The organism is Microbacterium sp. GXS0129, from assembly GCF_044769785.1.
GTDB classification, from domain to species: Bacteria; Actinomycetota; Actinomycetes; order Actinomycetales; family Microbacteriaceae; genus Microbacterium; species Microbacterium nymphoidis.
This window is the reverse complement of the sequence record NZ_JBIZVZ010000004.1, coordinates 17,793-31,446: the sequence shown is the minus strand read 5'-3', so window position 1 is coordinate 31,446 and position 13,654 is coordinate 17,793. Positions and strand designations below refer to the sequence as shown.

Sequence of the window (13,654 nt, the reverse complement as noted above, 5' to 3'; positions counted from 1 at the left end):
TTTCAGACGGAAGGAGCGGGATGATGCTCAACACGACGAACACCGAGGACCCGCGGCTCCCCGCCGCGCAGTCCGCCGGCCAGGTCGCCGTGATGAGCGGAATGCTGGCATTGCTGGAAGCCGAGCGGCGCGTACGCGTGCAGATGCACACGGCGCTCAAGCTGTCTTCCGGTGAGCTGGCGGCGATGCAGACGGTGCTCCTTGCAGAGCCTCGCGGCGTCGTCCTCCGTCAGCGCGAGCTCGCCGAGCTCCTCGGCATGAAGCACAGCGCGATGAGCACGATGATCGACCGGCTGGTGAGTCGCGGTGACATGGTCCGCGACGCACATCCGGATGATCGTCGCTCCATCGCCCTGCGCATCACCGAGCAGGGCGCGGAACGCGTCGCGCGAACGATGGGAGAGGTGCAGAACGCCATCTTGTCGCGCGCGGCCGAGCTCACGGAGGACGAGCAGAACGCTGTGGCTCGCTTCCTCCACTCCGTCGCGGAAGATCTCACTGATCTTCGAACGTGATCACAACAGATCGGGAAAGGGACATCATGGGATTCATCGCTTGGATCATTCTGGGTTTCATCGGCGGTGCCATCGGTAAGGCCATCGTCGGAAAGTCGATGGGCTGGATCGGCACTCTCATCTGCGGTCTGATCGGCGGTGTCGTCGGAGGCTGGATCGTCGGCATGATCACCGACAGCGACAACGTGATGACGAGCTTCTTCTCGCCGTGGTCGTGGCTGGCATCGATCCTCGGATCCGTCATCGTGGTCTGGGTCGTGTCGCTGATCACGGGTAAGAGCCGCAAGGACGCCTGACCCGGGTTCCGGCAGGAACGCACATACGAACGTGACGGTGCCGTGGGGGATTCCCCCACGGCACCGTCGTGTTTGTGGGCCCGAGGTAGACGTGTGAACGACGCCGAGCAATCAACACCAAGCCAGCAACAGCCACACATCCACCGCCGGCCCCACCGGCTCAGACGTGCGAACGACGCCGAGCAATCAACACCAGGCCAGCAACAGCCACACATCCGCCGCCGGCCCCACCGACTCAGACGTGAGAACGACGCCGAGCAATCAACACCAAGCCAGCAACAGCCACACATCCGCCACCGGCCCCACCGACTCAGACGTGAGAACGACGCCGAGCAATCAGCACCAGGCCAGCAACAGCCACACATCCGCCACCGGCCCCACCGACTCAGACGTGAGAACGACGCCGAGCAATCAGCACCAGGCCAGCAACAGCCACACATCCGCCACCGGCCCCACCGACTCAGACGTGAGAACGACGCCGAGCAATCAGCACCAGGCCAGCAACAGCCGCACATCCGCCGCCGGCCCCACCGACTCAGACGCGTGAACGACGCCGAGCGATCAGCACCAGGCCAGCAACTGCCACACATCCACCGCCGGCCCCACCGACTCAGACGTGCGAACGACGCCGAGCGATCAGCACCAGGCCAGCAACAGCCGCACATCCGCCGATCCACAGCGGCAGCGTGTCGAGCGCGGCTCCGGTTCGCGGCAGGTTGCCCGCTGCCGGCGGGACCGAGGTGGCAGAGGCCAGGGGCGGCACCGACCGGGTCGGCGCTGCCGACACCGTGACGGGGATGCTTCCGACCGATACACCGTCGACGACCACCACGATGCGATGGTCACCGGCTGGAACGCTCGGAGGAATCGTGGCGCCCAGAGTGAACGATCCGCTGCTGTCCGTCGTGACCGTACCGAGGACAACCGGGTCGGAGTGCAGTTCGACCGTCGCCGGCACACGCGGCGCGAAGCCGGAACCCGACACGGTGATCTCGCCTCCGGCGACCAGATCACCGGAGACGGTGACCGTGGCCTCGCCCGCGGTCGGCTCCGGCGAAGCGGTGGGCTCCGGCGAAGCGGTGGGCTCCAGCGACGCGGTGGGCTCCGGGGAGCTGGTCGGCTCCGGGGAACTGGTCGGCTCCGGCGAGACCGTCGGCTCAGGGGAGCTGGTCGGCTCAGGCGAAGACGTCGGCTCAGGGGAACTGGTCGGCTCCGGGGAACTGGTCGGCTCAGGGGAACTGGTCGGCTCCGGGGAACTGGTCGGCTCCGGGGAACTGGTCGGCTCCGGGGAGCTCGTCGGCTCCGGCGAGACCGTCGGCTCCGGAGAATCCGTGGGCGTCGGAGTCGGCGAAGCGGTGGGAGAAGGCGTCGGTTCGGGTGTGACGGGGTGCGCGAGGCGATACTCCGTCATGTATGCGAGCTTGCCCGGCTTCGTCTCGCTGTACGGCTTCGCGAGCTTGGCCCACTCCCCCTTGGTTTCACTCTTGCCGTCGTTCCATGCGCCCAGCACGCTGAGATCACCCGCCGTGTAGCCCGACTGCGGGTCCACGACCGTATCGGCGCCGAGGGCGACCTGTGCCTCGCTGATCTGACGCACCAGGGCGAGGGACGCGGCCCAGTCGTCCTGGTTCCAGCCCGCCACGTCGATGTCGTCGCGCGTACGCAGCCAGGTGCCCCAGTAGAACTCCTGGAACGGCACGGCGCCGTCGGCGATGTAGCCGATGTCGCGGGCAAAGTAGAGGATCGAACGGTAACGATCGTCCTGGAAGTTGGCGAGCCCGACAGTGGAAGGAAGCTGTGCGGGCGTGATGGGTGCACCGTTCACGTCGCGCAGCCAGGTCCACCGATTGTCCTGCATCGCCTGCCAGAAGTCCGCTTCCGACAGACCCGACAGGTTCCCCAGCACCCGCAGCCGGACATGCACATCCGGGCCGGCGTTCTCCTGGAACGAGGTGAGGGTGTGGTGGCCGTCCGTCAGGTACAGCGTCCCGCCGGGGCCGATCACGACAGTCTTCATCGGTGCGATGGTCGCCGCCGTCTCCGACCCGACCGGCACGGTGCAGGTGAAGGTGGCGGGATCCAGCAGCGTGGCATCCGGCTCCGCCGATGCCGCATCTTCCTGCCCGTTCGCCTCGCACCAGTCGGCGAAGCGCTTGTTGACCGCGTCCTTGCCGATCTCGGAGTCATAGCGGCCGAGCTTGTAGAACACCTCGTCGTAGCCGAGGGACGGCTGCGTCGGATGGACGTCGCCCACGCGCACGTCGAGCAGCGTGCCGAGCTCAGCACACAACGCACGGCCGTCACCGGCGACGCACGACGAATCCTTGACGTCGGTCGGCGAATCGACGGCGTGGGCGGAGGACACGGGCAGGCCGAGAAGCACAGCAGCCGCAGCGACGGCACCTGCTCCGAGCGCGGCGAGGGGACGGGCGATCTTCACTCCTCGATGCTGACCATCACAGATGAGCACCGGATGTCGCCGTGGTGAACAGACGGTGCCGTCTGGCCCTCTCCGCCGAGGCGGGCAGCTGAGGCCCTCGACGCAACCCGTGCGAATCGGCGGAGGCCATGCGGGAGAATCGAAGAATCATGACTGCTGCGCCGCTGGATCCCTCCGCCCTCCGCATCGACGGCGCCGCGCCCGAACCCGACGCGATCTACGAAGCCTTCGTCACCTGGGCCGAGTCGACCGGCCTCTCCCTCTACCCCGCCCAGGACGAGGCGGTCATCGAGATCGTCTCCGGCAACAACCTCATCCTGTCCACGCCCACCGGCACGGGAAAGTCACTCGTCGCCATCGGCGCGCACTTCGCCGCGATGGCCGATGGTCGTCGCACCTACTACACCGCACCGATCAAAGCGCTGGTGAGCGAGAAGTTCTTCGCACTGGTCGATGTCTTCGGCGCGGAGAACGTGGGAATGGTGACGGGCGACTCCTCGGTGAACCCCGACGCGCCGATCATCTGCTGCACCGCGGAGATCCTCGCCAACCTCGCGCTGCGCGGCGGCTCGGACGCCGCGGTGGGACAAGTGGTGATGGACGAGTTCCACTTCTATGCCGACCCCGATCGCGGCTGGGCCTGGCAGGTGCCGATTCTCGAGCTGCCGCAGGCGCAGTTCGTCCTGTTGTCGGCCACGCTCGGTGACGTCACCGACCTCGCCGCCGACCTCACGCGCCGCACCGGCAGAGAGACCGCTGTCGTCACCGGTGTGGAGCGCCCGGTCCCCCTGCACTTCTTCTATGAGACGGCGCCGATCCACGAGACCATCGAGGAGCTGCTGCACACCGACCGCGCACCGGTCTACATCGTGCACTTCTCCCAGGCGGCCGCGATGGAACGCGCGCAGGCTCTGTTGTCGGCGAAGATCGCCAGCCGCGAGGAACGCGACGCCATCGGCGAGCTGATCGCCGGATTCCGCTTCACGACGAGCTTCGGGAAGACCCTCAGCAAGTTCCTCCGCGCCGGCATCGGCGTGCATCATGCGGGCATGCTGCCCAAGTACCGGCGACTCGTCGAGCAGCTCGCCCAGCGGGGATTGCTCAAGGTGATCTGTGGCACCGATACGCTCGGCGTCGGAATCAACGTCCCGATCCGCACCGTGCTGCTGACGGCGCTCACCAAGTACGACGGAACCCGGATGCGCCAGCTGAACGCGCGCGAGTTCCACCAGATCGCGGGACGCGCGGGACGGGCCGGCTACGACACCGCAGGCACGGTGATGGTGCAGGCTCCCGAGCACGAGACGGAGAACCTCGCGGCGATCAAGAAGGCGGGGGACGACCCGAAGAAGAAGCGCAAGATCATTCGCAAGAAAGCCCCCGAGGGTTTCGTCTCCTGGGGTGAGCCCTCGTTCCAGAAGCTCATCGGTTCACAGCCGGAGACTCTCGGCAGCAGCATGCAGATCACCAGCGCGATGCTCCTGAACGTGATCGGCCGAGGCGGCGATGTGGTGGGAGCGGTGCGTTCGCTCGTGTTCGACAACCACGAGCCGCGACACCGCCAGTATGAGCTCGCCCGCCGCGCACTCGGCATCTACCGCACGCTGCGCGAATCAGAGGTGGTGGAGGCGGGCCCGGACGGGCAGCCCCGCCTCACCGTCGATCTGCAGCCCCACTTCGCCCTCAACCAGCCGCTGTCCCCCTACGCCCTCGCCGCCTTCTCCCTGCTGGATCCGGAGTCGGCCACCTATGCACTGGACATGATCTCCATCGTCGAATCCACGCTGGACGATCCGCGAGCCATCCTGAATCAGCAGGAGTTCCGTGCCCGGGGCGAGGCGGTCGCGGCGATGAAGGCCGAGGGCATCGAGTACGAGGAGCGCATGGAGCTGCTTGAGCAGATCACCTATCCGAAGCCCCTCGAAGAGCTGCTCGCGGCAACGTTCGAGACATTCGCGTCGGCCCAGCCCTGGGTGCGCGATTTCGAGCTGCACCCCAAATCCGTCGTGCGTGACATGTATGAGCGAGCCATGTCGTTCGGCGAGTACGTCGCGTTCTATCAGATCGCCCGCAGCGAAGGCGTCGTGCTGCGCTACCTCTCCGATGCGTACCGAGCCGCCCGGCAGACCATCCCCGATGAGCTCAAGAACGAAGAGCTCTGGGACATCATCGAGTGGCTCGGTGAACTGGTGCGCCAGGTGGACTCGTCGCTGCTGGACGAGTGGGAGCAGCTCGTCTCGCCGACGACCACGGAGGATGACGACACCCCCATCGTCCCGCCGGCTCCGAAGCGGCTCACCGCGAACACCCGTGCTTTCCGCATCCTGGTGCGCAACGAGTTGTTCCGGCGCGTCCAGCTGGCGGCGCGCGAGGACATGGCCGCGCTGGCGGAACTGGACCCCGGCTTCGACTGGGAGGGTGCGCTCGACGGCTACTACGCCGAGCACGACACCATCGGCACCGGCCCCGACGCGCGCAGCGCCGCGATGCTCCTGTTTGAGGAAGGCGCCTCCGAATGGCGCGTGCGCCAGATCATCGAGGACCCGGCGGGAGATCACGATTGGGGGATCTCCGCGGTGGTCGACCTCGCAGCGTCGGATGAGGCCGGCGCTGCCGTCCTGCAGCTGAGTGCGGTGGATCGCCCGTAGCGAGAAGGGCGTCGGCGAAAGAACTCCCCTCTCTTCCTCGACCGAGCTCCCCGCGACGCTCTTGTGGCCACTCACGGAGGACAGACCTCGGATTCTTTACACCGAACGTAAACTGCGTCGTGTTTTGCCGCCTGAACCCCACCCATCCGTGCACCACCGGCGGGATCCTGGAAGGGATTCAACCGCGGGCCGTGCCGATGATGGCACCCGCGCGACACACACCACAACGCAGGAGCCACATCATGGACCGCAGCACCACCACTTTCGACGCCGACGCCCTCGACTTCGCCGCCACGCCGGCGTGGTACGACCGTCACCCCTCGCAGGCTGAGGGCGCCGACTTCTGAGTCGCCCCCACGGCACAGCGCCCGTCGTCTCCCGGAGGCGGCGGGCGCTGTGCCGTTTCACATCACCACGGATGCGGCTTGTAGTCCTTCAGGAATACGCCGTAGAGATCCTCACCCGCGACGCCTCGCACGACCGGGTCGTACACGCGAGCGGCGCCGTCCACGAGGTCCAGCGGAGCGTGGAAGCCCTCCTCGGCGAGGCGCACCTTCGTGAAGTGCGGACGCTCGTCGGTGATCCAGCCGGTGTCCACCGCCGTCATCAGGATTCCGTCCGACTCGAACATCTCGCCCGCCGATGTCCGCGTGAGCATGTTCAGCGCGGCCTTCGCCATGTTGGTGTGCGGGTGGCCGGGCCCCTTGTAGCGGCGGGCGAACTGGCCCTCCATCGCCGAGACGTTCACCACGTACGACCGTCCGGCCGCGGCCATCGCGGGGCGGAGCCGGTTGATGAGGATGAAGGGAGCCGTGGTGTTGCACAGCTGCACTTCCAGCATCTCGAGCGGATCCACGTCGCCGATGTTCTGCACCCAGGTGTTCACGCGCTCCACGTCGGGCACGAGGCCGCCCGCGTCAATCGCAGTGCCGTCGTGGTGCTTGGCGAGCGAGGAGGAACCGGGCGCCATCGCGAGGCGCGTGAGCTCGTCCGCCGTGATCGCCGGTGCACCGACGCCCACCGTGCCTGCCAGGGAGGCCACCGACAGCAACGGGTGCTCGGCCACCGAGGCCTGCAGCGCATGCGGGTGCAGGTCGTTGGTATGACCGAAGGTCTCCATCTCCGGCAGGGGTCCATCCGGAAGCGGCTGCAGCTCGGCGTCCGCGAGGAGCGAGTACGCGCCCGGCGACCGGCGGACGGTCTGGGCGGCGTTGTTGATCAGGATGTCGAGCGTCCCCTGCGCCGCCACCGAGTCCGCCAGCCCCATCACCTGGGCGGGGTCTCGCAGATCGATGCCCACCACGCGCAGCCGGTGCAGCCAGTCGGCGGAGTCCTCCAGCGCCGAGAACCGCCGCACGGCGTCACGAGGGAAGCGCGTGGTGATGGTCAGGTGAGCACCATCGCGCAGCAGGCGCAACGCGATGTGCATGCCGATCTTTGCACGGCCGCCCGTGAGCAGCGCGCGCTTGCCCGTGAGGTCGGCCCGTGCGTCACGACGGCTGTGGTTGAAGGCAGCGCACTCCGGGCACAGCTGGTGGTAGAAGGCGTCGACCCGCGTGTACGGCTGCTTGCAGATGTAACAGTTGCGGGGTTTGCGCAGCTCACCGGCGGAGGGTGCGGCCGTGCGCGTGGAGATGTCGATACCGCGGGTCTCGTCGTCGATGCGGTCAGGCGAGCCGGTCGCCGTCGCGGCCACCACGGCGCGGTCGGCCTCCGCGATGGACTCGCGGATCTCCTTACGCCGGGCCCGCTTGTGCGCGCGGAACATCCCCGCTGTGGCGCGCCGAACGCGGATGAAGTCGGGGTGCTCCGGATCGAGCTCGGTGGTCTGCGCGAGCACGCGCAGCGCGATCTCGAGTTCTTCGGGGTCAAGGCCCGATTCGGGGGCGCGCTCGGACTCGACGGAATCAGGGGTGGACACCCGTCGATTCTAGGCGGGGAGCCTGGACGAACGGCCGCGCGGCATCGAGACCCGTGCCGAAGGCATCACCGTGGATCGGGGTGAACGACGTGTGAACTTCACAGGGCGGTCCACGAAAATCGCCGCGGGCGCTCGCGGTGCAGGAGAACACTTGCCGACGTGACCGCCGAACTACTGATCCTGATCCTCGTGATCGTCACCGCCGTGGGCTTCGATTTCACCAACGGATTCCACGACACCGGGAACGCGATGGCGACCTCGATCGCCACCGGCGCGCTGAAGCCGAAGGTCGCCGTGACCCTGTCCGCCGTGCTCAATCTGGTGGGCGCGTTCCTGTCCGTGGAGGTGGCCGCCACCATCACGAAGGACGTGCTCACGATCCAGACGCCCGAGGGCTCGCTGGTTCCCGGGTTGTCGGCGGAGACGGCGATGATCATCATCTTCGCCGGTCTCGTGGGCGGCATCCTCTGGAACCTGCTGACCTGGCTGCTGGGTCTTCCCTCCAGCTCGTCCCACGCGCTGTTCGGCGGACTCATCGGAGCAGGAATCGCGGGCGCCGCCACCGTGAACTGGGCCGGCATCCTCGGCAAGATCATCATCCCGGCGTTCCTGTCGCCCGTCATCGCGTGCGCCGTCGCCGCGGTCGGGACGTGGCTGATCTATGCGATCACTGCCCGGGTCCACGCGAAGCACCGTGACGTGGGTTTCCGCTGGGGCCAGATCGGCACAGCGTCACTCGTGTCGCTGGCACACGGCACGGGTGACGCGCAGAAGACGATGGGCGTCATTGCGCTCGCCCTCATCGCTCACGGCACCCTCACCACCGAGCAGATCCACGCGGAGGGTCTGCCGATCTGGATCATCTTCGTCTGCGGCATCGCGATCGCCCTCGGCACCTACATGGGGGGCTGGCGCATCATCCGCACACTCGGTAAGGGCCTCGTCGAGATCGACTCTCCGCAGGGCATGGCGGCCGAGGCCGCATCCGCCTCGATCATCCTGACCTCGTCGGCGATGGGCATGGCGCTGTCCACGACCCACGTGGCCACCGGCTCGATCCTCGGATCCGGCGTGGGCAAGCCAGGCGCCACCGTGCGCTGGGGCGTCGCCGGGCGGATGGCCACCGCATGGCTGATCACGATGCCGGCCGCCGCCGTCGTGGGCGCCGTCTGCTACTTCATCGCCGCGGGCATCGGCGGGCTCCCGGGGGCCCTCGTGGTGTTCGCCCTGCTGCTCGCCGGCGCGAGCGCCTTGTTCGTGCGCAGCCGACGCCAGAAGGTCGACCACAACAACGTCAACGCCGACTGGGACGGCAAGGTCGTTCCGGACGCTGCCCCTGCCCGCTGAGCCGGAATCGAGAGGACGACATGAACATCGACATCGCTGAGATGGGTATGGCGGCACTGCGCGTGCTCGCGCTGGGCCTGGTCTTCGGTGCGGGCCTTCCCGCGCTGTTCGCCGTGGGCATGCGCCTACAGTCCGCCGGCACCGGCGAGATGGACGGCGAAGCGCCCGGCGTCCGCCGTCCCGCCCTGCTCGTGAGCGGGTACGCGATCTTCACGATCGTGGTGCTCGTCGCGCTGGCGGCCGTGCTGTGGATCACGCGCCTCAGCATCTACCACTACTTCGGCATCTCCCTCTTCGGAGCCGGTCAGTGAGTACCGGGCTGCTGTCGCAGGTGCTCGGCTGGCTGCGGGCCGGTTATCCGGAGGGCGTTCCGCCGAAGGACTACACCCCGCTCCTCGCGCTGCTGCGCCGGACGCTGTCGAACGAGGAGTTCGCGGAGGTCCTCGTGGCGCTGGAACGCGCGGATCAGGACCCGGTGCGGCTGTCTCACATCCGCGAAGCCATCACGCGCGTCACCCGTGAAGAGGCGGCAGAGGACGACGTGCGCACCGTTGCCGCGCGTCTCGCCGCTGCGGGGTGGCCGCTCAGCAACGGCGCGATGCGGGAGGCCGCTGCTGCTGCGGCCCCCGAGCCGGACCGGGACGAGGGAATCCTCACCCAGGTGCTGCGCTGGCTCAGCGCCGGCTATCCGCAGGGGGTGCCGCCGGTGGATCGCATCCCCGTGCTGGCACTCCTTCGCCCGCGGCTGACGGATATGGAGATCCAGATGGTGTGCGATGTCCTCATCGCACAGGCGGCCCCGGGCGAGCAGCTGTCCGCGGTTGACGCTCAGGTACTACTGTCGAAATCCCTCCACGAGCTGCCCTCCGCCGAGGACATCGATCGCGTGCGCGCCCGGCTCGACGCCGTGGGGTGGTCTCTGGTCTGAACCCGAAGACGTCGACCCGCGCGGTTCTCGCTCGGGCCGACGTCTTCGTGGCGTCAGCTCACGCCGCGCATGGCCTTCAGCACGGGCTTCGCGCCGAGGGCCAGGCAGGCTCCGATCACGATCGCGATAAGACCGAGGGTGAGGAAGTACGGCGTCTCGTTGTTCACGTCATAGAACTGCGCCAGCCACCCCGCCACCGCGGTGCCGAGCGAGACCGACAGGAAGAACAGCGCCACCATCTGCGTCTGGAACGCCGCAGGGGCGAGCTTGGTGGCCACCGACAGGCCGATCGGCGACAGCAGCAGCTCAGCCACCGTGAAGACGAGCAGGATCGCGATCATCGCGAGCAGCGGAGTGGAGTTCGCCCCGCCCCCGGCGAACGGGAGGAAGAGCAGGAACGCGGCACCCATGATCAGCGTGCCGAGGGCGAACTTGACCGGGGTCGACGGCTGACGAGCGCCGAGCTTGGTCCACAGCACCGCGAAGACGCCGGAGAGCAGGATGATGAAGATCGGGTTGATGGACTGCACCCACGAGACCGGCATCGTCCAGCCGAACAGGCTGCGATCCAGCTTCTGGTCGGAGTAGATCGTGAGCACGGTGAACTGCTGCTGGTACAACGACCAGAACGCCACGCTGGCGATGAACAAGGGAATGAAGGCGACGACCCGCGAGCGCTCTTCGCGCTGCACGCGACGGCTGGAGAGCATCAGCGCGAAGTACGCGATCGTGGCGACCACGACCGTGACGATCACGGTCAGGGACAGGTTGTCCGCCCGGATCACGCCCAGCAGCACCAGCACCACGATCAGCACGATCGCCGCCGCGGCGATGAGGAGCCAGAGGCCATAGCGGCTGCGGGGAAGCGGGTTGGGAACGCGCCGGGCGGCGTCGGGAAGGGCGCGGCGACCGAACGAGTACTGCACGAGCCCGACGGCCATCCCCGCCGCGGCGAGACCGAAGCCCCAGTGGAAGCCGAGGGTGCTCTGCAGCAGACCGGTGAGCAGCGGACCGAGGAACCCGCCCAGGTTGATACCGAGGTAGAACAGCGAGAATCCGCCGTCTCGTCGCGTGTCGTCCGCGGCGTAGAGGGTGCCGACCACGCTGGTGGCGTTGGCCTTCAGCCCGCCCGAGCCGAGCGCCACAAGAACGAGGCCGATGCCCACACCCCAGACTCCCGGGATGAGGGCCAGGGCGATGTGACCGGCCATGATCACGATGGCACTCGCGAAGAGCACGCGCTCTGCGCCGACCACACGGTCAGCGAGCCACGCCCCGACGATCGTCGAGAGGTACACGAATCCGCCGTAGGCGCCCACGATGCCGGCCGCGACGCCCTGCGGGATGCCCAGTCCGCCGTCGGCCACCGAGTAGTAGAGGTAGATGAGCAGGATGCCCTGCATGCCGTAGAAGCTGAACCGCTCCCACATCTCCACGCCGAAGATGTTCATCAGCGCGAGGGGCTGTCCGAAGAAGCGCGTGTCGGTCGGACGCGGCTTCGTGGGGGCGGAATTGTCAGGCATCATTCCAGGCTACGCCCGACGGCGGCCGACCTGCACAATGCATGACGGATTCAGGCCGCGATACCGTGCAACAGCATCTGCACGGTGGCCTCCACGCGCCCGGCGCTGACCGGGGTTCCCAGCAGCGCAGCGTAACTGGCGAGCGCGACGAGCTGATCGGCGACGACGGCCGCATCGACGCCCGGTCGCAGCTGGCCGGCTTCCTCCGCGAGTGCGAGCCGATGGCCGACCCACTCACGAATGGGAGCCGCCAGCCGCGCGTTCAGGCGCAGGCCCAGATCGGCGTCCGTAGCCGTCACGACGATCAGCGCACGGGCCAGTTCCGTGCTGGCGGCGTCCGCCTGGTGCGCGTACATGGTGGTGAGCCAGGCACGCAGGTCGGCCTCGAGATCGTCCGTGATCGCGACGGACACGTCCATGCCGGGGATCTCGCCTTCCAGCAGCGCCTCGCCGAGGATCGCGGCCTTCGACGGCCACCAGCGGTAGATCGTCTGCTTCGCGACCTCCGCTTCCTGGGCCAGTCCCTCGATGGTCACCGCGGCGTATCCCTCGGCCGCGAGCGCGCGGCGCATCGCGGCGAGGACAGCTTGCCGGGCTTTTTCACTGCGAGGACGAGGCACCAGCCCAGACTAGTGGGCGTACCCTTGAATAAGTAGACGCACCGTTGCGTTATCTCTCTCGAGCAAGGAGACACCATGGCACTGACCGCACACTCCACCATCGGGGACTGGCTGAACGACTCCGTCGGCGGCCCCCTCATCCGCGCGTTGTTCGAGCAGAGCGGCACGGATGTCGCCCAGCTCACGCCGGTGCTGGCACTTCCCCTGCAGCAGCTGGTGGCGATGAGCCAGGGTGCGATGCCGCAATCGGTCGTCGACGACCTGGTGCGCGCGGCCAACGGGGGAGAGCTTCCCGCGGAGGCTGCCGCATCCGGTCCGCAGTTCACGCCGGGTCGCTTCGCGGGCAAGACCGTGATCGTCACGGGCGCCGCCTCCGGGATCGGCCGAGCCACGGCGGAGCGCATCGCCCGCGAGGGCGGTCGGGTGATCGCATCCGACATCGCCGCCGACAAGCTCGATGCGCTGAAGTCCGACCTCCCCGACACCGACATCGTCACCGTCGCGGGCGACCTCACCAAGCAGGAGGCCATCGACGCCGTCGTCGCCGCCGCGGGCGGGAAGATCGACGGGCTCGCCAACATCGCCGGCATCAACGACGACTTCTCCCCCGCGGGCGAGACCAGTGATGCGGTGTGGGATCGAGTGATCGCCATCAACCTCACCGCACCGTTCAAGCTCATGCGCGCCGTCCTGCCGATCATGGCGGCGGCCGGACACGGCGCCGTCCTCAACGTCTCCAGCGAAGCGGGACTGCGCGGCAATGCCTCCGGAAACGCGTACACCGCCAGCAAGCACGGCATCATCGGTGTCACCAAGTCGGCAGCGTTCATGTACGGCCCGCAGGGGATCCGCGTGAACTCGGTCGCTCCGGGCGGCGTCGCCACCGGCATCCCGATGCCGCCGAACATGTCGGAGTACGGCTCCGGCCGTCTCGCGCCGTTCCAGCAGGCCATCCCCACCGTCGCCACCGCCGAGCAGCTCGCCGCATCGATCACGTTCCTGCTCAGCGATGACGGGGTGAACATCAACGGTGCCGTCCTCACCTCCGACGGCGGCTGGTCCGTTCAGTAGGCCCGGCCCCGAGGACCCACACGCCGTCACGGCTGTCACGGGCACACGCCATCAGCTGCCAGTCAGGTGCCCTCGAGACGCCTCTTCGTACGCGCAGTCACGACGTGCGTATGCGGATCCTCCGGCCACGGATGCTTCGGATACCGCCCCCAGCACACGCCATCAGCCGCCCGCGAGACGCCTCTTCGTACGCGCAGTCGCGACGTGCGTATGCGGATCCTCCGGCCACGGATGCTTCGGATACCGCCCCCACCAGCACACGCCATCAGGTGCCCGCGAGACGCCTCTTCGTACGCGCAGTCGCAACGTGCGTGTGGGGATCCTCCGGCCACGGACGCTTCGGAT

11 protein-coding genes are annotated in these 13,654 nt (G+C 67.9%); 7 read left to right on the top strand and 4 right to left on the bottom strand.

The genetic code is table 11. The features are described from left to right. Window positions 1-20: 20 nt before the first annotated feature. Entirely contained in the window at window positions 21-515 is a 495-nt protein-coding gene (locus tag ACIQJ5_RS12575; protein ID WP_402844428.1) for a MarR family winged helix-turn-helix transcriptional regulator, read from the top strand. Window positions 516-541: 26 nt separating this feature from the next. Beyond that, the gene (locus ACIQJ5_RS12570) at window positions 542-811 is read left to right on the top strand and encodes a GlsB/YeaQ/YmgE family stress response membrane protein (protein WP_231092976.1); all 270 of its coding nucleotides are present in this window, start codon (window positions 542-544) and stop codon (window positions 809-811) included. A 610-nt stretch (window positions 812-1,421) separates the two neighbouring features. Here the strand turns inward: ACIQJ5_RS12570 and ACIQJ5_RS12565 are convergent. Next, window positions 1,422-3,251, bottom strand: coding sequence for a ParB-like protein (locus ACIQJ5_RS12565; protein WP_402844424.1), 1,830 nt, complete (start codon window positions 3,249-3,251; stop codon window positions 1,422-1,424). 149 nt (window positions 3,252-3,400) lie between these two features. Here ACIQJ5_RS12565 and ACIQJ5_RS12560 point away from each other — a divergent pair, with 149 nt between their 5' ends. Continuing rightward, window positions 3,401-5,899 (top strand): DEAD/DEAH box helicase, encoded by a 2,499-nt coding sequence (locus tag ACIQJ5_RS12560; protein ID WP_402844421.1) that lies wholly within the window; start codon window positions 3,401-3,403, stop codon window positions 5,897-5,899. 409 nt (window positions 5,900-6,308) lie between these two features. On the opposite strand, the gene ACIQJ5_RS12555 is transcribed toward ACIQJ5_RS12560, so the two are convergent. Next, window positions 6,309-7,820: an SDR family NAD(P)-dependent oxidoreductase gene (locus tag ACIQJ5_RS12555; protein WP_402844418.1), complete on the bottom strand. Its 1,512-nt coding sequence runs from the start codon at window positions 7,818-7,820 to the stop codon at window positions 6,309-6,311. A gap of 159 nt (window positions 7,821-7,979) precedes the next feature. Here ACIQJ5_RS12555 and ACIQJ5_RS12550 point away from each other — a divergent pair, with 159 nt between their 5' ends. Genes ACIQJ5_RS12550 through ACIQJ5_RS12540 form a run of 3 tightly spaced genes read left to right on the top strand, consistent with a single transcriptional unit; the run spans window position 7,980 to window position 10,095 of the window. Beyond that, window positions 7,980-9,167, top strand: a complete 1,188-nt coding sequence (locus ACIQJ5_RS12550; protein ID WP_402844416.1) for an anion permease — start codon at window positions 7,980-7,982, stop codon at window positions 9,165-9,167. Between the two features lie 20 nt (window positions 9,168-9,187). Further along, window positions 9,188-9,478: a hypothetical protein gene (locus ACIQJ5_RS12545; RefSeq protein ID WP_231092982.1), complete on the top strand. Its 291-nt coding sequence runs from the start codon at window positions 9,188-9,190 to the stop codon at window positions 9,476-9,478. Then, window positions 9,475-10,095, top strand: coding sequence for a DUF3349 domain-containing protein (locus tag ACIQJ5_RS12540; protein ID WP_231092983.1), 621 nt, complete (start codon window positions 9,475-9,477; stop codon window positions 10,093-10,095). Before ACIQJ5_RS12545 ends, ACIQJ5_RS12540 begins: the two co-directional genes overlap by 4 nt. Window positions 10,096-10,148: 53 nt before the next feature. Here ACIQJ5_RS12540 and ACIQJ5_RS12535 read toward each other — a convergent pair whose 3' ends face one another. Next, entirely contained in the window at window positions 10,149-11,618 is a 1,470-nt protein-coding gene (locus ACIQJ5_RS12535; protein ID WP_402844411.1) for a peptide MFS transporter, read from the bottom strand. 50 nt (window positions 11,619-11,668) lie between these two features. Beyond that, on the bottom strand, window positions 11,669-12,238 hold the full coding sequence (locus tag ACIQJ5_RS12530; RefSeq protein WP_402844408.1) for a TetR/AcrR family transcriptional regulator: 570 nt from the start codon (window positions 12,236-12,238) through the stop codon (window positions 11,669-11,671). Between the two features lie 75 nt (window positions 12,239-12,313). Here ACIQJ5_RS12530 and ACIQJ5_RS12525 point away from each other — a divergent pair, with 75 nt between their 5' ends. Next, window positions 12,314-13,309: an SDR family NAD(P)-dependent oxidoreductase gene (locus ACIQJ5_RS12525; RefSeq protein WP_231092986.1), complete on the top strand. Its 996-nt coding sequence runs from the start codon at window positions 12,314-12,316 to the stop codon at window positions 13,307-13,309. Window positions 13,310-13,654 lie beyond the last annotated feature (345 nt).